We start from the raw sequence: 19574 nt of genomic DNA, 5'->3' as shown, positions 1-19574 counted from the left end.
CACGCGCGGACGGGGCACCACCCCGGCGGGCAAGGCGACGACGGCGGCCGGAGCGCGTCGCTCCGGCCGCCGTCTCGTCAGCGCGGGGTTACTGCTTGAGCATGTTGTCCAGCAGCAGAGCGCAGCGGATCAGCCCGAGGTGGCTGTACGCCTGCGGGTGGTTGCCCAGCCCGCGCTCCGCCAGCGGGTCGTACTGCTCCGGAAGCAGCCCGGTCGGGCCGGCGGTGAGGATCATCTGCGCGAACAGTTCCTCGGCGTCGGTACGCCGGCCGGTGCGCAGGTACGCCTCGATCAGCCACGCCGTGCAGATGTGGAAGCCGCCCTCCCGGCCCGGCAGGCCGTCGTCCCAGTGGTAGCGGTAGACCACCGGGCCGCTGCGCAGGTCGGCCTCGATCTTGAGCACGGTGGAGAGGAAGCGCGGGTCGTCGCCGGGGAGCAGGCCGGAGAGCCCGATCCACAGCGACGAGGCGTCCATGTCCTCGTCGCCGTACGCGACGCTGTACGCCTCGACCGCCTCGTGCCAGCCGTGCTCCAGCACGTTGGCGCCGATCCGGTCGCGCAGCTCCACCCACTCCGGCCGGTCCTCGCCGCCGTGCTGGCGCATCACGTGCAGCGCCCGGTCGACGGTCATCCAGCACATCACCTTCGAGAAGATGTGGTGCCGGGGTGGCAGCCGGGCCTCCCAGATGCCGTGGTCGGGCTCGTGCCAGCGGCGGCGAACCGCCTCGACCATGTTGTCCAGCACCCGCCACTCGTCCTCGCGGACCGAGCCGCGGGCGTCGGCGACGGCCGCGATCAGGTCGGCGATCGGGCCGAACACGTCCAGCTGGAGCTGGTGGTTGGCGAGGTTGCCGACCCGGACCGGCCGGGAGCCGGCGTACCCGGGCAGGGTGTCGATGACCGCCTCGGCGCCCAGCTCGTAGCCGTCGATGGTGTAGAGCGGGTGCAGCCGCTCGGGGTGACCGCCGGTGCGCTCGATGCAGCCGTCCACCCAGAGCAGCAGCGCCTCGGCCTCCTCCAGGGAGCCCAGGTCGACCAGGGCGCGGGCGGTCAGTGCCGCGTCGCGCAGCCAGCAGTAGCGGTAGTCCCAGTTGCGGACGCCGCCCACCTCCTCGGGCAGCGAGGTGGTCGCGGCGGCCAGGATCGAGCCGGTGGCTTCGTGGCACAGCCCCTTGAGGGTCAGTGCGCTACGGGCGACGAGGTCGCGGGCGGTGCTGGGCAGCCGCAGCGAGGCCACCCAGTCCTTCCACGGCTGCTCGGCGGCCGCCTGCCGCTCGTGGATCGGCAGGCGGTGGTGCTCCAGGCTGTGCGTGCCGAAGCGCAGCTCCAGCACGATCTGCCCGCCGGCGGCGGAGAGGTCGACGATCGCCTTGGCGTTCTCGTTCCCACCGTCGTTGCCGACCTGCCACTCGACGCCGGGGGAGTAGAGCGCGACCGGCTCGTTGGAGCCGAGCACCAGCAGGCCGTCGCCGAGCGGTTGCAGCTGCACGGCGACCTGGCCGAACTCGGGCCGGGGCGCGAAGTCCAGCCGGACCCGCCCGTTGCCGGTGAGCACCCGGATCAGGGTCGAGTCGCCGGTTACCACGGCCGGGCCGTCGGGGGTGGTCTCCCGGGCCGGCTTGTCCAGCCAGTCGGTGACGGTGAGCCCGGACCAGCGGGTCTCCACGGTCATGGTGCCGGAGCGGTAGCGCTGCCCGAGCGGAATGCCACCCCGCTCGGGGGCCACGCTGAAGTGCCCGGCCGGGCTGCCACCGACCAGGTCGGCGAAGATCGCCGCCGAGTCCGGCTTGGGGTGGCAGAGCCAGCTGACCTTGGCCTCGGGGGTGAGCAGCGCGACGGTACGCCCGTTGGCCAGCATCGAGTGCCGCTCGATCGGCACTGCCCGCTCACCGAAGAGCCAGTGCCGCCGGGTCTCCAGCAGCAGCGCGAGCGCCCGGGCCGCCTCGATCGGCTCGGCCACCCGGTAGTCGGCCTGGGTCTCCCCGGGGCCGATCTTGATGCCGACGTCCGGCCCGTGCAGGTTGCCGAACCCGTTCTCGTCGGTGACGTCGTCGCCGATGAACAGCACGGCGCTGGCGCTGAGCTGGGTACGCAGCTGGTCGATCGCGGTGCCCTTGTGGGTGGCCACCACGGAGAGCTCGATGACCTCCTTGCCCTGGGTCACCGTCACGCCGTCGAAGGTGGCCGGGCCGTTGCGGACCGCCTCGATGGCCCTGGCGGCGACCTGCGGGTCGACTCCCCGGGTGTGCACCGCGACGCTGGCCGGCTTGCGTTCCAGCCGGATCCCCGGGTGTTCCGCGGCGATCTCGCGCAACGCGTTGCGGACCTGGGTGCGCACGGCGACCAGCTCGGGCGAGAGCCGCTCGACGAAGCCGATGTCAAACTCGGAGCCGTGGCTGCCGACGAGATGCACCTCGCTGGGCAGTCGGGAGAGCGCGGCCAGGTCGCGCAGCGCCCGGCCGGAGATCACCGCCACGGTGGTCTGCGGCAGCGCGGCCAGCGCGCGGACCGCCGCCACCGACTCGGGCAGCGGTACGGCGGTGCTCGGGTCCTCCACGATCGGCGCCAGCGTGCCGTCGTAGTCGCAGGCGATCAGGAGCTGGGGGACCCGGGCGATCCGGCCGATGGCGGAGCGCAGCTCAGGGTCCATCACCCCGGTGGCGGTCGCCGCTCCGTCGTTGACGGACGTGTTCACGCGGCCTCCGCCTCGGTCGCCCCGAGCTCGGAGAGGAACGACTTGGCCCAGTGCCCCACGTCATGGGTACGTAGGTGACGTTGCATTGTCCGCATCCGGCGGCGTGCCTCGGTTTTCTCCACGTGCACGGCCCGGAGCAGGGCGTCCTTGACCGCGTCCGGGTCGTGCGGGTTACACAAAAAGGCCTGGCGCAGCTCGGTGGCGGCGCCGGCGAATTCACTGAGCACGAGCGCGCCACCCTGGTCGGCGCGCGATGCGACGTACTCCTTGGCCACCAGATTCATTCCGTCTCGCAGCGGGGTCACCATCATCACGTCGGCAGCGACGTACATCGCGGCCAGTTCACTGCGACTGTACGACTGATGCAGGTAGTGCACCGCCGGCACGCCGACCCTGCCGAATTCCCCGTTGATCCGACCAACTTCGCGCTCCACCTTGACCCGGAGTGCCTGATAATGCTCGACCCGCTCGCGGCTCGGCGTGGCCACCTGCACCATGACGGCGTCCGGCACTGTCAGCTTTCCGTCAGCGAGCAGCTCGCGGAACGCCTTGAGGCGCAACTCGATGCCCTTGGTGTAGTCGAGCCGGTCCACGCCCAGGATGATCGTCTTCGGGTCGCCCAGCTCGGCTCGGATCTGCTTGGCCCGGGCCTGGATCGCCGGGTCGGCCGCCATCCGCTCCATCTCCTGGGTGTCGATCGAGATCGGGAAGGCGCCGGCCTTCACCTGCCGCCCGTCGACCTGGATCATCTGCCCCTCGTAGCGCAGCCCCAGCAGGTGCCGGGCCAGCCGGACGAAGTTCTGCGCCGCCAGCCGCTGCTGGAAGCCGACCAGGTCGGCGCCGAGCAGACCGCGCAGGATCTCGGTGCGGAACGGCATCTGCATGAACAGCTCGATCGGCGGGAACGGGATGTGCAGGAAGAACCCGATCCGCAGGTCGGGCCGCAGCTCCCGGAGCATCGCCGGCACCAGCTGGAGCTGGTAGTCCTGCACCCAGACCGTCGCGCCCTCGGCCGCCACGTCCGCCGCGGCCTCCGCGAACCGTGCGTTCACCAGGCGGTACGCCTCCCGCCAGCGGCGCTTGTACGCCGGCGTCTCCACCGCGTCGTGGTAGAGCGGCCAGATCGTCGCGTTGGACTGGCCCTCGTAGTAGCGCTCCAGCTCCTCGGCGCTGAGCGGCACCGGGTGCAGCCGGATGCCCTCCAGGTCGAACGGCTCGGGCGCGGCGCCGGTGCCGCCGGCCCAGCCGACCCACGTTCCCTGATGCTCGGCCAGGACGGGATGCAGCGCGGTGACCAGCCCGCCCGGGCTGCGTCGCCACTGCCGTCCCTCGGGTGTGCTCACCTCGTCGACCGGCAATCGGTTCGCCACGACGACAAAGGAGCTACGGACGGTCACGATCGGCCACCTCCGGGTACTGACGGGTCCACCGCGATGAGCGTACTGAGCGTAGCTGCGGCCTCTGGTCCCCCGTGCCGGAGTTCCCTACCCGTCCCGTGCTAGGCGAATCCTCGACGTGATCTTGTCGACAACCCGTGATCCACACGGTCACGCGGCTCGCCGGCGTACCGCTGGGGCGGGGTGATGTGGGCGAAGCGCCGCGTACCTGTCAGGATTGACGACGGCGTGCGTGCAGCCGGCTCCCGGCCGGCGGCGGCGGGTGGAGGTTCCGGCCCGCGCCCGCGCCCGCCGGCCCAGTCGCAACCTACGGAGGTAGCCCGCACCGTGGCCCAGTTCATCTACGTCCTGGAAAAGGCGCGCAAGGCGCACGGCGACAAGGTCGTGCTCGACAACGTGACGCTGAACTTCCTGCCGGGGGCCAAGATCGGTGTGGTCGGTCCGAACGGCGCCGGTAAGTCCAGCCTCCTCAAGATCATGGCAGGGCTGGACAAGCCGAGCAACGGTGAGGCCCGGCTGATGCCCGGCTACACCGTCGGCATGCTCGCCCAGGAGCCCCCGCTCAACGACGCCAAGACCGTCCTCGGCAACGTCGAGGAGGCGGTCGCCGAGACCAAGGCCAAGCTGGAGCGGTTCAACAAGATCGCCGAGCAGATGGCGACCGACTACTCCGACGAGCTGATGGAGGAGATGGGCAAGCTCCAGGAGGAGCTGGACCATCTCGACGCGTGGGACATCGACTCCAAGCTCGAACTGGCCATGGACGCGCTGCGCTGCCCGCCGCCGGACGCCGACGTGACCCAGCTCTCCGGTGGTGAGCGCCGCCGGGTCGCGCTGTGCAAGCTGCTGCTGGAGGCGCCCGACCTGCTGCTGCTCGACGAGCCCACCAACCACCTGGACGCGGAGAGCGTCTCCTGGCTGGAGCAGCACCTGGCCAAGTACGCCGGCACGGTCATGGCGATCACCCACGACCGGTACTTCCTCGACAACGTGGCCAACTGGATCCTGGAGCTGGACCGCGGCCGGACCTACCCGTACGAGGGCAACTACTCCACCTACCTGGAGAAGAAGGCCGCCCGGCTGGCCGTTGAGGGGCGCCGCGACGCCAAGATGAAGAAGCGGCTCACCGAGGAGCTGGAGTGGGTCCGCTCCAACGCCAAGGCCCGTCAGACCAAGTCCAAGGCCCGCCTGGACCGGTACGACGAGATGGCCACCGAGGCGGAGAAGACCCGCAAGCTCGACTTCGAGGAGATCCAGATCCCGCCGGGCCCGCGCCTGGGCAGCACGGTGATCGAGGCGAACGGCCTCAGCAAGGGCTTCGGCGACCGGCTGCTGATCGACAACCTGTCGTTCTCGCTGCCGCGTAACGGCATCGTCGGCATCATCGGCCCGAACGGCGTCGGTAAGACCACGCTGTTCAAGACCATCGTCGGGCTGGAGGAGCCGACCGGCGGCGAGGTCCGGGTCGGTCCCACCGTCTCGCTGTCGTACGTCGACCAGAACCGGCAGGGCCTCGACGGTGACAAGACCGTCTGGGAGGTCGTCTCCGACGGGCTGGACTACCTCATGGTGGGCAAGGTCGAGATGCCGTCGCGGGCGTACATCGCCGCGTTCGGCTTCAAGGGCCCGGACCAGCAGAAGCCGACCAAGGTGCTCTCCGGTGGCGAGCGCAACCGGCTCAACCTGGCGCTGACGCTGAAGATCGGCGGCAACGTCATCCTGCTCGACGAGCCGACCAACGACCTGGACGTGGAGACCCTCTCCAGCCTGGAGAACGCGCTGCTGGAGTTCCCCGGCTGCGCCGTGGTCATCTCCCACGACCGGATGTTCCTCGACCGGGTCGCCACGCACATCCTGGCCTGGGAGGGCGACGACCAGGACCCGGCCAAGTGGTTCTGGTTCGAGGGCAACTTCGACGCGTACGAGAAGAACAAGATCGACCGCCTCGGCGCGGAGGCCGCCCGGCCGCACCGGGTGACCTACCGCAAGCTCACCCGTGACTGACCGCTTCGTCTACCACTGCACGCTGCGCTGGTCGGACCTGGACGCGTACGGCCACGTCAACAACTCGCGCTTCCTCACGCTCTACGAGGAGGCGCGGGTGGCGTTGATGTTCGCCGGCGGCCGGGCCTGGGGAGTGGGCTCGTTCGCCGACGGTGTGGTCATCCGTCGGCACGAGGTCGACTACCTGCGCCCGGTCGACTACGCGCTGGGCCGGGCCACCGCGGAGACCGCGCCCACGGTGCGCATCGAGCTCTGGGTGGAGGAGATCCGGGCGTCCCGGTTCACCGTCGCCTACGAGCTCTACGACGGCGAGGTGCTGGCCAGCCGGGCCCGCTCGGTGCTGGTGCCGTTCGACCTGACCCGGCAGGTGCCCCGCCGGATCAGCGCCGAGGAGCGGGAGTTCCTGCTCACCTACGCCCCGCAGGGCGGATCGGCGTGACCCGGCCGGGCGCGGCCGGGCCGGGTCGGGTCGACGCCGGCCCGCCCGGGCACGGCATCGCCGGGGTGCGCGACGCCGGCGCCTTCCTGGCCCGGCTGGTCCGGCTGGATCCCGGCGCGCCGATCCGGCTGCGCCCGGCCGGTGTGCCCGGTCGGACCGCCCTCTGGGCCCGGCTACCGTGGCAGGTGCTGGTGGTCCGGACGGTCGCCGCCGCGGCGGCCGCGGAGCCGGACGTCGACGCCACGGTGGCCGCCGCCGAGCTGCTGGCCGAGCTGGAGCGGGGCGGTGGGGCGCTGCCCGCGCGCCGGGACGCCGACTGGCGTTGGCCGTTGCCACCGCCGCGCAGTCGGGCGGTGGAGACGCTGCCCGCCGGAGACCTGCGGCGGATCGCGGACGCGGCGGCGGGCACCCTGCGTACCGCGACCGAGCACGGCGTGGCCGGCCGGGCGGTCGGTCAGCGTGCGCTGCGGGACGCGCTGCTCGACCACGTGGCCGTGCTCGTCACCCCCGACGACCCGCCCGGTCCACCGGTCGAGGTGCCGCAGCGGCTGGTGCAGGGGCTCGTGCGGATGGGCTTCCTGGGCGCGGGCGAAGCCCCGCCCGACGGCGGGGTGCACGTGCGGGTGGCCGGCCGTTGGGTCGGGCTGGTGGGACCATACGGAGCCGCGTGGTCGCAGAAGGCCACTGATCTTGTCGTCACGCCCACCGGTGGTCGTCCGAAAGGATGACCCGTGGTCATTCTTCTGGCCTGGGGCTGGCGTTGGGGGGATGCTTCAACCCGGCTGTCCGGGTACCGTCCATCCTCGGATCCAACGCACCGTAGGCGGCTGGATCCGCTGGGGAGTGAGGTGCGACGAGCGATGCCGTGGTGGTCATGGCGCCCCGGTCCCGCCGAGGGCGGCGAACCGGAAGGTCGAAGCGGGATCACAGTGGACAGCGCGGTCCGGGTCGGGCCGCCCAGCCCCCGTCAGCCGGGGGACGACTGCGCGGGCAGCGAACGACCCGTGCTCACGGAAATGCCCGGCACCATCGCGCCGGTGACCCTGAGCCGGGTCTGCGACGCGCTGGACCTGCTCGACGTGCGATACCTGGCCGACGGCGACGGCAACCTGCTGGCCATGTGGGAGCGGCACGCGGTGCTGGTCACCCTCGAAGGGCCGGAGGACGAGATCCTGGTCATGCGGGCCCGCCCACACGCCACCGTGCCGCCGGACTGGGCCGATCGCGCCTACCGGGTGGTCAACGAGTGGAACCACACCCGCCGGTTCTGCAAGGCGTACATCGGCGACCCGACCGAGCGCGGCCAGCTGCCGATCTACGCCGAGTTGCAGGTGCCGCTGGGTGCCGGCACCCACGACGCGCTGCTGGTCGAGATGCTCGACTGCGGCGCCGCCGTGGCCACCAGCTTCGTCGACTGGCTGCACGACGAGGGCGCCCTGCTCTGAGGCCGCCGCGGCTCAGGCGTCGGCGGCGGGGTCCTCCGCCACGTTGACCATGAAGTACGCGGCCCGCTCCAGGTAGTCCCAGAGGGTGCTGGCGATCTCCGGCTCCAGGTCGAGCCGGTCCACGGCGCGGCGCATGTTGCGCAGCCAGGCATCCCGCTCGGCGGCGCCGATGCGGAACGGCGCGTGCCGCATCCGCAGCCGCGGGTGCCCGCGCTGGGCGGAGTAGGTGTTCGGGCCGCCCCAGTACTGCATGAGGAACAGCGTCATCCGGTCCGCCGCCGGGCCCAGATCCTCTTCGGGGTACATCGGGCGCAGCAGGGGATCGGTGGCGACGCCGGCGTAGAACTCGTCGACCAGCTTGCGGAAGGTGGGCTCGCCGCCGACCGCTTCGAAGAGGGTCATCGACGCACCGGGACGGTCGGATTCACCTGCGGGGTTCACCGTTCCATCCTGCCAGGTGCGGCCCGGAGCGTCCCGGCCCGGACGCCCGGCACCGGCTGTGCGTCGGCTCACGCCCGCCGGTCAGGTGACCGCGTGCCGGCGGCGAGCGTCGCCACCGCTCGGGCCGACCGGGTCGGCGCCGGGGCGCGCCGCCTCCGTCCGCCCCGTGCGGACGGCAGCGCCGGTCGCCGGAACGTCGACGGCGGCGTTGGCGGCGGTGGCCGCCGCGATCGTGCCCTCGACCGTCTGCCGGTCCGGCCAGCGCAGGGCGGCCAGCAGCATCAGCAGCACCCCGGCCGCGCTCCACGCCCCGACCACCGTCGGGATGGCGAACCACTCCGTGAGCAGCCCGGTGACGATGACCGCCAGACCCTGGATGACCTGGACGCCGGTGGCCATCACGCCGAAGGCGCGGGCCCGGAACTCGGCGGGCAGCGCCTGCACGAAGAGCCCGTTGGCCATCGGCAGCATGCCGGCCACCGCGAACCCGCAGAGCGCGGCGAGCAGCGCGACCACCAGGGGTGGCGGGTTGAACAGGGCCGGCACCAGGACCACCGGGGCCAGCACCGCCAGCGGGCGCATCAGGGCCAGCCGCCGGGCCGGGCCGAACAGCCGGCTCACCAGCAGCCCGCCGAGGATGAAGCCGACCGGGTTGGCGGCCATGATGACGGCCTGCGCCATGGTCGCGTCGAGATCGCCGTGGTTGTCGTTGGCCCAGCCGGCGGCCAGACCCTCGGGCACGATCGAGAAGAGCATCGCGCTGAACACCAGCACCGCGATCGCCCGCAGCACCGGCGTGCCGAAGACGATCCGGAACCCCTCGCCGGTCTCCCGCAGCAGGTGGCTGCGGTGCGCGGCGGCCATCGCCGCCGGATGCTCCCGCACGCCGAGGCGGACCAGCAGCGCCGAGAGGGCGAAGGTGGCCGCGTTGATCAGCAGTGCGACGGCCGGGTCGATTCCGGCCACGACCGCGCCGAACAGGTAGCCCAGCACCTGGGCGGCCTGGCCCACGCTGCTGTTCAACGATAGCCCGAGCACCAGCCGGTCGCCGGTGAGGACCAGCGGCATCAGCGCCGACTTCGCCGCCTGGCTGGGCGGGTTGGCCAGCGTCGCGGTGAAGAGGAGCACCAGCAGCACCGGGACCGGCAGGTTGGGAATGGCGATGACCGCCATCAGCAGCATCCGGACCAGGTCACAGATGATCATCACGCGCCGGTACGGGTGGCGCTCGGCCAGCGCGGCGAGCACCGGGCCGCCGACCAGCCAGGGAAGGTAGCTCACCGCGAACGCGGCGGCGGAGAGCGCGACGGATCTGGTCTGCTGGTAGACCAGGAGGGTGACGGCGACCTTGGCGATGTAGTCGCCGACCCAGGACAGCGCGCTCGCCGCGAAGATGGCCCGGAACTCGCGCTGGGCGAACACCTCGCGGAAGGTGGCCGGGCCTACCGCGGAAGGTCGCTCGTCGGGCACCGTCGCCTCCATCGGCCCCCGGGGTCGGCCGCTCGTGACGAACCTGCCGGGAACTCTCATCAGATCTACGGATCAGCGAGGACGTGATCCCGCTCCAGCGGAAACGCGTGCCCCGGATTCTGCCCGATCGTCTGACGACTGGCTAGGGCGAACGGATCGATCGTCACATCTCCGACTGAACGAACGGACGATACCCGAGGGGCTGGCCGGCTCGCGACCCCGACATCGTCGGCCAGCGTCACCGACGGATCAGGTCGCCCCGCCCTGGCCGGTCTCGCCGTCTGCGGGCGGCCGGTCCGGCAGGCCCGGAAAGCGCCGGGCGGCGGCGATCTGCGCGGTGATCCCGGAGTTCTCCAGCGCCTCGGCCAACCGCCGGCGCAGCTCCCGGCCGACCGCGAACTGCCCGTCCGCGGTCGTCTTCACCACCGTCCGGATCACCGCGCCGTCCACCGTCATCTGCTCGACGCCCAGCACCTCCGGCGCCTCCACCATCTCCGGTGACAGCTCCGGGTCCAGCGCCAACGAGGCCGCGGCGGTCCGCAGCACCGCGGTCGCCTCCTCGGTGCCGGAGAAACCGATCGGCAAGTCCACCACGACCAGGGCCCATCCCTGGCTCTTGTTGCCCACCCGGACGATCTCGCCGTTGCGGATGTACCAGAGCACGCCGCGACCGTCGCGGACCGTGGTCACCCGCAGCCCGACCGACTCCACCACGCCGGTCGCCTCACCCAGGTCGACGGTGTCGCCGACGCCGTACTGGTCCTCGATCAGCATGAACAGGCCGGCGATCAGGTCCTTGACCAGGGTCTGCGCGCCGAAGCCCAGGGCGACGCCGGCGATACCGGCGCTGGCCAGCAGCGGAGCCAGGTCGAAGCTGAACTCGCGCAGGATCATCAGCAGCGCGATGCCGAAGATAAACGCGGTGGTGATGCTGCGCAGCACGGAACCGATCGCCTCGGCCCGCTGCCGGCGCCGCTCGGGGACGAACTCGGCCGGGTCGAGCGCGGCGGTCGGCACCCGCTCGCGCAGTGGCCGCAGCATCGTCGGCACCGCGCCGACCGAGGTGGTGCGGACCAGCCGGTGGATCGTCCGGTGCACCGCCCAGCGGGCCACGATCGCCAGCGCCAGGATGAGCAGCACCCGCAGCGGCTTGAGCAGGATCCAGTAGCTGCCCTCGGCGAACCAGGCCGAGTCGGTCACCGTGTAGATCCACTCGCAGTAGGTGCTGCCCTGGCAGTCGGGCGGCACGTCGGCGGACAGGGCGAAGGGGATCAGGCTGGCGACACTCACTGTGACTTCGTACCGCAACGGACGGCTCCGCCCGACGCCGACCCACCGGCGGGTGATCTGCCGCCGAGAGCAGGTCCGGACAGGGGCGAACCGGCCATCGTGGCAGGGGCGGGAAAAGCTTCATGTGGGACCCCGGATTAGTACGTGAAGTCCCCGAATGGCCGCCGTAGACCGGCTCTGACCTGGAAAAACGCCTCACCAAGATCATCGGGCACAACCAGGGCACAACTTAGCTCCAATTTTGGGTGGCGGAAGGCTTGGGCCGCTGGCCCCCGGCTTGCCGTAGCAGCTGGCCGACCAGGCCGCGCGGTCGGTCCTTCTTCGGCAGCCAGTGCACGTAGGTTTCAAGGCGGCCCGCGTCGCGGGCCGCTCGCGCCGCCGAACCTGGGCCGGGCCGATGGCCCGCCGCCGCGCCTCTGGCCTTCGGCCGCCAGCGCGTCGGTGTTAGCCCGCCGGCGGCGCGACAGACGACGAAGCCCCGGGCCGCCATGGGTACTGGCAGATCCGGGGCTTCGATGTTGAGCGGGAGAAGGGCACTGCCTCCGGCGGGGTTCTCGGGCACTCCGGGATGGCTAGGAGGCGCAGCCGGGGGAGTTGCGGCGGGGGTGACTACCTGGCGACGACCGGAAGGGTCACCGCTTCTCTGCCGGCCAGCGGGCGTCGACTTCCTGCGCGGCAGCCACACAGGCGGCACATGCATTGGGCCGCGATGGATCGAAGTGATGCCGGTACACCGTCACCTGCTGCCGTGGGAGACCGCATAGGGTCCCGTCGCCCACAGCGTGAAGCGTGGCACTCGGGTCCGACGAGTCTGCGGTGGCTGGGTAACCGGCCGCCCATTGCTGGTCTATCGGGGCGTGCGGCCCATAGAAGGACTCACCGGTCTTCTCGGCTTGGTAGAACTGCACTGGGCAGTGAGAGCACGAGTACCACCGGGTTGGACCATGTCCATGGAGGTTGGTCACGCCGTTAAGAACCAACTCACGTCCGCATATCTCACACGTCACCCGCGCAGGATTCCACAAGGCTTGACCGGCCGGCACCTCCGATGGCACGCCACCAGGGCAGCTCAGCTGCTCTCCAAGATCATGCCGTTTTCAGGCCGTTGAACGAGAGCCAACAGTGACCATGCTTGACTATCCATACCAGGCGTAGCAGCAGCTTAGAGCCGCAGTCGTCCGGTTTGATCGACTACGCCCCTGGCCTGGATCAATGCCGCAGGAAGTAGGAATCAGCCCTTGATCGAGTAGCGCCTGGTCCCCGAGGACCGCGCGGCTATAGACAGTTGCCGTTCGAAAGAAGGCCAACCGTCCGCTGGGCGCCGGCACCTCCGGGCACCGACTCCACGTAGCCGACCACGCACGCCGTGCCGAACTGTGCCGCGTACAAAAGAGAGCCGACCGGAGCGGGGTCACCTTCCCGGGCCAGTCGCGCCTCGAAGGCCGACGCCCCGGTTCGCCCCAGCCATAGCCGCGCCGTGCTGGCGTCCTGTTCAGTAGGCGGATGCGATGCTGGCCGGCGCGCGCACGTAAGGTCGTTGGACGAGGTGCACCAGCCGGCATGAGAAGCGGCGGTACGCACGGACCCGGCTACGTCCTCGGCCCGCTGGCGTTGTTCGTCGGAGATGAGGGCTCGACGGCTACTGTCTTGGACGAGGTTGCCACAGAACGCGCCGCGGTCCACGTCCGCCCCAAAGATCGGACACCCGATCTTGCCGTCCTGCTGAGCGTTCGGAGCTACCGCGGCATCGCGGTCGCTCCACCACAGGCCACCAGCGGCAGCCGTCAGCAACATCATGACCACGGCGGATGTCAGGAGCGCCAGGCGAAGACGCTTGACGACTTGTCGTTCACCGCGAGCCCTCGATGCGGGTAGGCCCATACCGTCATCCACGGCATGGATGGTGACACGTACCCGTCGTCCAGGGGGTAGGTGTCGAAGATCATCGGGCACAGATCCGGCACAACTGAGACCGGCAAGGGCTGTCAACCACTGTCAGGCAACGGCAGAGTTCGCCCAGGTCGGGCCGGCGATCCGCCCGGATGCGGAAGATCCTCATACCCCGTGAGGGATTAGTACGTGCAATCCGAGGTCCGATCAGGGACTATTGGCGCAACGGACGTCGGTGATCGGCCCGGCGTCGGTCGGGTGGGCCGTCGTGCCCGGCCCCGGTCGGCGGCGGTGACCCAGCAGCCGCTGAACCGGGAGGGTGACGCGATGCCTGACATACGACCCACGGTGGGCTCCGGCGCGCTGGTCCTCAACGCCACCTACGAGCCGCTGTGTGTCGTGTCGGTGCGTCGCGCCGCGATTCTCGTCCTCTCCGCCAAGGCGGTCTGCGTCGCCGACGGCGACGGCATCCTGCACAGCGCCCGGGACGCGCTCCCGGTGCCCTCGGTGGTGCGGTTGACCCGGTTCGTCCGGGTGCCGTACCGCACCCACGTCGGCCTGTCCCGCCGGGCGATCTTCGCCCGCGACGGCTGGCGGTGCGCCTACTGCCGCGGGCCGGCCGAGACCATCGACCACGTGTTCCCCCGCAGCCGGGGCGGCCGGCACGCCTGGGAGAACGTGGTCGCGGCCTGCGCCCGGTGCAACCACACCAAGGGCGACAAGACCCCCGCCGAGCTGGGCTGGCGGTTGCACGCATTGCCGGCCGCGCCCAAGGGCACCGCCTGGCGGGTGCTCGGCCACCGCGCCCCGGATCCGCGCTGGGCCGACTGGCTCGACCTGCGCGAACCCGAAGCCGCCGCCTGACCCGGTCAGGTGCGGCGCGCCTTCACCAGGGACGCGAAGACGACGACGTTGTCGGAGTAGCCGGTCTCCCCACCGACCCATTGGCCACCGCAGGTGATCAGTCGCAGGTTGGGTCGACTGAAGTCGCCGTACACCTCGTCCACCGGCAGTTCCCCCTTGTCGAAGCGCTCCACCGCGTTCACCTCGAACACCGCCACCGTGCGGTCGGAGCGGGTGACCTCGACCCGGTCGCCGGAGTGCAACTCCTCCAGCTCGTGGAAGACCGCCGGTCCGGTGGTGGTGTCGACGTGCCCGACGATCACCGCCGGGCCGTACTGGCCGGGTGTGGGGCCCCGGTCGTACCAGCCGGCCTCCTGCGCGCGGGCGGCGTCCGGCACGGCGATGGTGCCGTCCGGGGCGACGCCCACGTCGTGCACCGGGGCCCGCAGGTCGAGCGAGCGGATGGCCAGCCCCACGGGCCGGCTGGCCGGCAGCACCGGGAACTTCTTCGGTGGTGGTCGCAGGCCGGCGGTGAGCCGGTCCGGCAGCAGGCTGATCCCGGTCACCTGCTCGACGCCGAGCATCGCCACGATCAGCACCATCACCGCGGCGACGGCCAGCACCGGCACGCCGGGTCCGGTGCTGAACCGCCGCCGTGCCAGCGGCGTACCGGCGGGGTGGCGGCGGGGTGGCAGTGGCCCGGCGGACGGGTCCGAGGTGGCGACGCTCGCCGACATCGCCTGCCCGGCCACGTGGCGCACCCGGGCCGAGGCGCGCGCGATCAGCCGGCCGGAGGCCCGCAGCGCCGCCGCGACCCGGGCCCGGTCGTCGCGGTCCCGGTCGCCGTCGCGAGCCGGCCGTCCGCGATCTGAGGATCGGGTCATGGTGCTCGCGGCTCAGGAACCGGCTCCGGTCGTCCGCCGCCGGTTGCCGGCCATGCCGAGCGCGACCGCCGCGCCCACCATCGCCACACCCCCGAGCAGCAGCAGTGCGCCAGTGCCCCGGCCGCCGGCGGTGCCGCCGCCCCCGGTCGCCGGCCCCTTGCTGGGCGATGCCATGTTCAGCACGGTCAGCTTCGTGGACGCCGTCTGGCCGTTGTCGCAGCGCAGCTCGACCGGATAGTCACCGGCCTCCTTGCTGCCCGGAATGGTGACCGATTCGGTCAGGAATCCGTTGTCCGGTCTGAGCATCACCCGGCCGAACGCGTCGGAGTGCACGGTGGCCTGCTTGTCGTTGTTGTTGTCGCAGCTCGCCTTGATGGTGACCCGGCTACCGGCCTGGGCGCTGTTGGGCGTCACCTCGACGAAGGTGTTCTCACCGGCGTACACGGGCGTGACCGACATCAGGACGAACGCCCCGACCAGCCCCAGCACGGTCAGTACTGCCGAGAGCGCGCGGTTCATCGTGCGAAGACACTGCATGATTTCCCCCTTCCGGCGACGACCGCCGGAACCCTCCCCTGGGCACGCTGCTTTCCCGCTGGCCCGGGGGCAAACCCGGGGCGGAGTCAGTGGCGGCGGGGCGCGGCGTCGGAGGGTGGAAGCGGGGTTATCGGCTGCCAGTCCAGCGGGGTGGACAGCACCATGGTGCTCGACGGCTGGCCGTACGGAGCGAGCCGGTCGATGACCCCCTCGAACTCGCCGATCGAGCCGGCCGCCACCCGCAGCACGCTGCAGGCGTCACCGGTGATCCGGTGGATCTCCAGGATCTCCGGCCAGCCGGCCACGGCCGGGTCGTGCAGGATGCACCGCGCGCCGTAGCAGGACATCCGGATCAGCGCGACCACGGTACGGCCGGCCCGAGCCAGGTCGACGTGCGCGTGGTAGCCGATGATCACGCCGGCCTCCTCCAGCCGGCGGACCCGCTCGGCGACGGCCGGCGGCGACAGGTGCACCCGCCGCGACAGCTCGCTGAAGGAGAGCCGGGCGTCGCCCTGCAACTCGCGGAGCAGCGCCCAGTCCATGTCGTCCACGCTCAGACCTTACTTTCGTGAAGCGCATTCGCCTACCCGCCTTCGGTTCGTCAGGTCGAGCCGGCCAAGCGCCGTTGATCCGGCATTCCGTCGGCCGATCCAGCCGCGAGATCATGACGTCGACCAGTGCAGGGGAGGGAGAGACCGGTGGAGCAGACGGAGCGACGGGTACCGAACCGGGTCGCCACGGTGACCCCGCGACAGCGGGCGGCCCGGGCCGCCCGCAACGGCGGCGAACCCACGTTGGAGTTCGCCGAGCAGGTGCCCTACGACGCGTACGTGCAGGCCAGCACCCTGCACCAGTTGCAGCGCCCGCTCAGCGACGACCCCGGGGAGATGTCCTTCCTGATGGTCAGCCAGATCATGGAGCTGTACTTCGGACTGACCTGCCACGAGCTGCGCGAGACCCAGCGTCTGCTGCGCGCCGACCGGGTCTGGGACGCGCTCGCCCCGCTGCGCCGCGCCGCGCTGCACCTGGAGGGGCTCAACGCCGCCTGGCAGGGCCTGCGCTGGATGACCCCGGCCGACTTCAACCGGTTCCGCAACCTGCTCGGTGAGGGCTCCGGCTTCCAGTCGGCCATGTACCGGCACCTGGAGTTCCTGCTCGGGCTGCGCGACCCGGCGCTGATCCGGCCCTTTCGCCGGCAGACCGAGGTGTACGCCGCGTTGGTCGCCGAGCTGGCCGCGCCGAGCCTCTGGGAGGACGTGCTCGCGCTGCTCGCCCGGCGCGGCTTCGACCTCCCCGCCGACCTACTGGACCGGGACCCGGCCGTGGAGCACGAGCCCCAGCCGGCGGCGGAGGCGGCCTGGGTGCGGATCTACGCCGACACCCGCCCGCAGAACGACCTGCGGCTGCTCGGCGAGGCGCTCAGCGAGGTCGCCGAGCAGTTCGGCGACTGGCGGTGGAACCACGTCAAGGCGGTGCAGCGGACAATGGGCGCCAAGGTCGGCAGCGGCGGCTCCGCCGGACTGGCGTGGTTGCAGCGCAGCATGGCCCGGGTGGTCTTCCCGGAGCTGTGGTCGGCCCGCACCGCGATGTGACCGGAGAGCGAGACACCCCTGTGCACACCGAAGATGAGGCGCTGCGCCTCGACGAGACCGACCCTGGGCATCGTCACCTGTTCCACGTCCCGCCCGCCGACGGCGGTCGGCATCCCGAGTCGGCCTACCTGGCCGGCAACTCGCTGGGGCTGCAGCCCCGGGCCACCCGCGACGAACTCCTCGCGGACCTGGACGCCTGGCGTCGGCTCGGCGTCGAGGGGCACCTGGAGGCGGAGCGCGCCTGGCTGCCGTACCACGAGCTGTTGACGGCGCCGGCCGCCCGACTGGTCGGCGCCCGGCCCGCGGAGACCGTGGTGATGAACTCGCTCACGGTCAACCTGCACCTGCTCATGGTCAGCTTCTACCGGCCGGCCGGGACGCGTACCCGCATCGTCATCGAGGACAGCGCCTTCCCCTCGGACAGCTACGCCGTACGCAGCCAGGCCCGGTTCCACGGCCTCGACCCGGACGACACGGTGGTCCGGCTGCGCCCGCGCGCCGGGGAGGACACCCTGCGCACCGAGGACGTGACCGACTACCTGGCCGCCGAGGGCGACCGGGTGGCGCTGGTGCTGCTCGGCGGGGTCAACTACCTCACCGGCGAGCTGCTGGACATCCCCGCCATCACGGCCGCCGGCCGGGCCGCCGGCGCGGTGGTCGGCTGGGACCTGGCGCACGCGGTCGGCAACGTGCCGCTGGCCCTGCACGACTGGGACGTCGACTTCGCCGCCTGGTGCTCCTACAAGTACCTGAACGCGGGGCCCGGCGCGCTGGCTGGCGTCTTCGTGCACGAGCGGCACCTGGGTGACCCCGACCTGCCGCGCTTCGAGGGCTGGTGGAGCACCGAGTCGGCCACCCGCTTCGAGATGACCCCGGTGTCCCGGCCACCGGCCACCGTGGAGGCCTGGCAGATCTCCAACCCGCCCATCTTCGCGATGGGCCCGGTGCGGACCTCGCTGGAACTCTTCGACACCGTCGGCATGCCGGCGCTGCGCGAGCGCAGCCTGCGGCTCACCGGGTGGTTGGAGCGGCTGCTCGACGAGGTCACCGCCGACCGGTCGCTGACCGTGGTCACCCCGCGCGATCCGCAGCGCCGGGGCTGTCAGCTGTCGGTGCGCATCGGCGCGGGCAGCGCCGCCGAACTGGCCAAACGGCTGCGGCACGAGCACGGCGTGATCGCCGATGCCCGTGAGCCGGACATTGTGCGGTTCGCGCCGGTGCCGCTCTACTCGACGTACCACGACTGCTGGCGGGCCGCCGAAGCGCTCGCCGCGACGGTCGGGAAGGCGAACTCATGACGGCGCGGCGCGGTGAGATCGCGGTCATCGGCGCCGGACTGGCCGGCTGCCTGACCGCCTGTTTCCTGGCCCGGCGCGGCTACGCGGTGGCGCTCTACGAGCGCCGGCCCGACCCGCGTACCGGCTCGGTGGAGCGGGGGCGTTCCATCAACCTGGCGCTCTCCGAGCGCGGGCTGGACGCGTTGCGCCGGATCGGCCTGGACGAGCAGGTGATGACCGACGCGCTGCCGATGCGCGGCCGGATGATCCACCCGGTCGAGGGCGAGCCGCAGTTCCAGTCGTACAGCGCGGCCGGCGACCGGGCGATCAACTCGATCAGCCGGGGCGCGCTGAACAACGCCCTGCTGGACGCGGCGGCGGCGCTGCCCGGGGTGCGGATCGCCTTCGACCACCGGCTGGTCGGGCTCGACCCGACCAACGGCGCGCTGACCTTCGACACTCCCGAGGGCACGGTCACGGCGAGCGCGACGGTGGTGCTGGGCGCAGACGGCGCCGGTTCCGCGGTACGCGGCCAACTGCTCGCGCACGGGCTGCTGACCGAGAGCGTGGACTTCCTCGACTACGGCTACAAGGAACTGACCCTGCCCCCGCTGGGTGGGGACTTCGCCCTGGACCCGGACGCGCTGCACATCTGGCCGCGCGGCACGTCGATGATGATCGCGCTGCCCAATCCGGACCGCTCGTTCACCTGCACGCTGTTCTGGCCCACCCACGGCACCGCGAGTTTCGCCTCGTTGGGCAGCCCGGCGGCGATCGAGCGGCACTTCGCGCAGCACTACCCGGACGTGGTCCCGCTCGCACCGAACCTCGTCGACGACTACCAGCACAACCCGGTCGGCGTGCTCGGCACCGTCCGCTGCACCCCCTGGCAGGCCGACGGGAGAGTCGGCCTGCTCGGCGACGCGGCGCACGCCATCGTGCCGTTCTACGGCCAGGGCGCCAACTGCGCCTTCGAGGACGTCGTGGAGCTGGACCGCTGCCTCGACGAGTGCGGCGACGACTGGTCGGCGACGCTGCCGCTGTTCCAGCGGCGGCGGCAGGAGAACGCCGAGGCCATCGCCCGGATGGCGCTGACCAACTTCGTGGAGATGCGCGACAAGGTCGCCTCGCCGGTCTTCCAGCTCGGCCGTCGGGTGGAACACGCACTGGAACGGGCGCTGCCCGGCCGGTACGTTTCGCAGTACGAGCTGGTGTCCTTCTCCACCACCCCGTACGCCGAGGTGCGCCGCCGGGTCCGCCGGCAGCACCGGGTGCTCGGCGCGCTCGCCGGGGGCGCCGCCCTGCTGCTGGTGGGAGTGGCCGGCGCGGTGCTCGGCCGAGGGAGGCGCGCATGACCGGCAACTGGAATC

The 19574-nt window shown here is 71.6% G+C and carries 16 protein-coding genes; 8 read left to right on the top strand and 8 right to left on the bottom strand.

Features of this window, described 5'->3' with window-relative positions:
* Positions 1-88 precede the first annotated feature (88 nt).
* Together otsB and ACFOW4_RS00285 are read right to left on the bottom strand one after the other, a co-directional pair.
* The gene (gene otsB / locus ACFOW4_RS00290) at positions 89-2650 is read right to left on the bottom strand and encodes a trehalose-phosphatase (protein WP_377523400.1); all 2562 of its coding nucleotides are present in this window, start codon (positions 2648-2650) and stop codon (positions 89-91) included.
* Between the two features lie 41 nt (positions 2651-2691).
* Positions 2692-4092 (bottom strand): trehalose-6-phosphate synthase, encoded by a 1401-nt coding sequence (locus ACFOW4_RS00285; protein ID WP_377523363.1) that lies wholly within the window; start codon positions 4090-4092, stop codon positions 2692-2694.
* A gap of 327 nt (positions 4093-4419) precedes the next feature.
* Here ACFOW4_RS00285 and ettA point away from each other — a divergent pair, with 327 nt between their 5' ends.
* From ettA to ACFOW4_RS00265, 4 genes are all read left to right on the top strand, one after another.
* On the top strand, positions 4420-6096 hold the full coding sequence (gene ettA, locus ACFOW4_RS00280; protein WP_377523361.1) for an energy-dependent translational throttle protein EttA: 1677 nt from the start codon (positions 4420-4422) through the stop codon (positions 6094-6096).
* Entirely contained in the window at positions 6089-6535 is a 447-nt protein-coding gene (locus tag ACFOW4_RS00275) for an acyl-CoA thioesterase (protein ID WP_377523360.1), read from the top strand. Before ettA ends, ACFOW4_RS00275 begins: the two co-directional genes overlap by 8 nt.
* Positions 6532-7263: a hypothetical protein gene (locus tag ACFOW4_RS00270; RefSeq protein ID WP_377523358.1), complete on the top strand. Its 732-nt coding sequence runs from the start codon at positions 6532-6534 to the stop codon at positions 7261-7263. The genes ACFOW4_RS00275 and ACFOW4_RS00270 overlap by 4 nt, the downstream gene beginning before the upstream one ends.
* Positions 7264-7395: 132 nt before the next feature.
* Positions 7396-7980, top strand: a complete 585-nt coding sequence (locus ACFOW4_RS00265; protein ID WP_377523357.1) for a YbjN domain-containing protein — start codon at positions 7396-7398, stop codon at positions 7978-7980.
* A 12-nt stretch (positions 7981-7992) separates the two neighbouring features.
* Here ACFOW4_RS00265 and ACFOW4_RS00260 read toward each other — a convergent pair whose 3' ends face one another.
* The 3 genes from ACFOW4_RS00260 to ACFOW4_RS00250 all read right to left on the bottom strand — a co-directional run bounded on the left by ACFOW4_RS00260 (position 7993) and on the right by ACFOW4_RS00250 (position 11238).
* Positions 7993-8493, bottom strand: coding sequence for a globin (locus ACFOW4_RS00260; RefSeq protein WP_377523356.1), 501 nt, complete (start codon positions 8491-8493; stop codon positions 7993-7995).
* Between the two features lie 9 nt (positions 8494-8502).
* A complete protein-coding gene (locus tag ACFOW4_RS00255) occupies positions 8503-9903 on the bottom strand; it encodes an MFS transporter (protein WP_377523354.1) in 1401 nt (466 codons plus the stop codon).
* Between the two features lie 237 nt (positions 9904-10140).
* On the bottom strand, positions 10141-11238 hold the full coding sequence (locus tag ACFOW4_RS00250; protein WP_377523398.1) for a mechanosensitive ion channel family protein: 1098 nt from the start codon (positions 11236-11238) through the stop codon (positions 10141-10143).
* Between the two features lie 2160 nt (positions 11239-13398).
* Here ACFOW4_RS00250 and ACFOW4_RS00245 point away from each other — a divergent pair.
* Positions 13399-13935 (top strand): HNH endonuclease, encoded by a 537-nt coding sequence (locus ACFOW4_RS00245; RefSeq protein ID WP_074313833.1) that lies wholly within the window; start codon positions 13399-13401, stop codon positions 13933-13935.
* A gap of 5 nt (positions 13936-13940) precedes the next feature.
* On the opposite strand, the gene ACFOW4_RS00240 is transcribed toward ACFOW4_RS00245, so the two are convergent.
* The 3 genes from ACFOW4_RS00240 to ACFOW4_RS00230 all read right to left on the bottom strand — a co-directional run bounded on the left by ACFOW4_RS00240 (position 13941) and on the right by ACFOW4_RS00230 (position 15886).
* Positions 13941-14717 (bottom strand): class F sortase, encoded by a 777-nt coding sequence (locus ACFOW4_RS00240; RefSeq protein WP_377523397.1) that lies wholly within the window; start codon positions 14715-14717, stop codon positions 13941-13943.
* Positions 14718-14810: 93 nt separating this feature from the next.
* Positions 14811-15335 carry a hypothetical protein gene (locus ACFOW4_RS00235; protein WP_377523353.1) on the bottom strand — a complete coding sequence of 175 codons (525 nt, stop codon included), beginning with the start codon at positions 15333-15335 and terminating at the stop codon, positions 14811-14813.
* An 86-nt stretch (positions 15336-15421) separates the two neighbouring features.
* The gene (locus ACFOW4_RS00230; RefSeq protein WP_377523350.1) at positions 15422-15886 is read right to left on the bottom strand and encodes an Lrp/AsnC family transcriptional regulator; all 465 of its coding nucleotides are present in this window, start codon (positions 15884-15886) and stop codon (positions 15422-15424) included.
* Positions 15887-16033: 147 nt separating this feature from the next.
* Here ACFOW4_RS00230 and ACFOW4_RS00225 point away from each other — a divergent pair, with 147 nt between their 5' ends.
* Genes ACFOW4_RS00225 through ACFOW4_RS00215 form a run of 3 tightly spaced genes read left to right on the top strand, consistent with a single transcriptional unit; the run spans position 16034 to position 19559 of the window.
* Entirely contained in the window at positions 16034-16927 is an 894-nt protein-coding gene (locus tag ACFOW4_RS00225) for a tryptophan 2,3-dioxygenase (protein WP_377523349.1), read from the top strand.
* Entirely contained in the window at positions 16903-18225 is a 1323-nt protein-coding gene (kynU, locus tag ACFOW4_RS00220; protein WP_377523348.1) for a kynureninase, read from the top strand. Before ACFOW4_RS00225 ends, kynU begins: the two co-directional genes overlap by 25 nt.
* Complete coding sequence (locus ACFOW4_RS00215; RefSeq protein ID WP_377523346.1) at positions 18222-19559, top strand: FAD-dependent oxidoreductase; 1338 nt, start codon at positions 18222-18224, stop codon at positions 19557-19559. Before kynU ends, ACFOW4_RS00215 begins: the two co-directional genes overlap by 4 nt.
* Positions 19560-19574: the final 15 nt, after the last annotated feature.

The organism is Micromonospora sp. GCM10011542 (genome assembly GCF_042650685.1).
Taxonomy (GTDB): Bacteria; Actinomycetota; Actinomycetes; order Mycobacteriales; family Micromonosporaceae; genus Micromonospora.
Note: the sequence above shows the minus strand (reverse complement) of the source record. Positions and strands in the feature narration are given on the sequence as shown.

Bases quoted from the DNA above. Each gene is read 5' to 3' on its own strand.
- ACFOW4_RS00265 (WP_377523357.1), top strand. From the start codon at position 7,396: ATGCCGTGGTGGTCATGGCGCCCCGGTCCCGCCGAGGGCGGCGAACCG.
- ACFOW4_RS00245 (WP_074313833.1), top strand. From the start codon at position 13,399: ATGCCTGACATACGACCCACGGTGGGCTCCGGCGCGCTGGTCCTCAAC.
- ACFOW4_RS00255 (WP_377523354.1), bottom strand. From the start codon at position 9,903: ATGGAGGCGACGGTGCCCGACGAGCGACCTTCCGCGGTAGGCCCGGCC.
- ACFOW4_RS00235 (WP_377523353.1), bottom strand. From the start codon at position 15,335: ATGCAGTGTCTTCGCACGATGAACCGCGCGCTCTCGGCAGTACTGACC.
- ACFOW4_RS00215 (WP_377523346.1), top strand. From the start codon at position 18,222: ATGACGGCGCGGCGCGGTGAGATCGCGGTCATCGGCGCCGGACTGGCC.
- otsB (WP_377523400.1), bottom strand. From the start codon at position 2,650: ATGGACCCTGAGCTGCGCTCCGCCATCGGCCGGATCGCCCGGGTCCCC.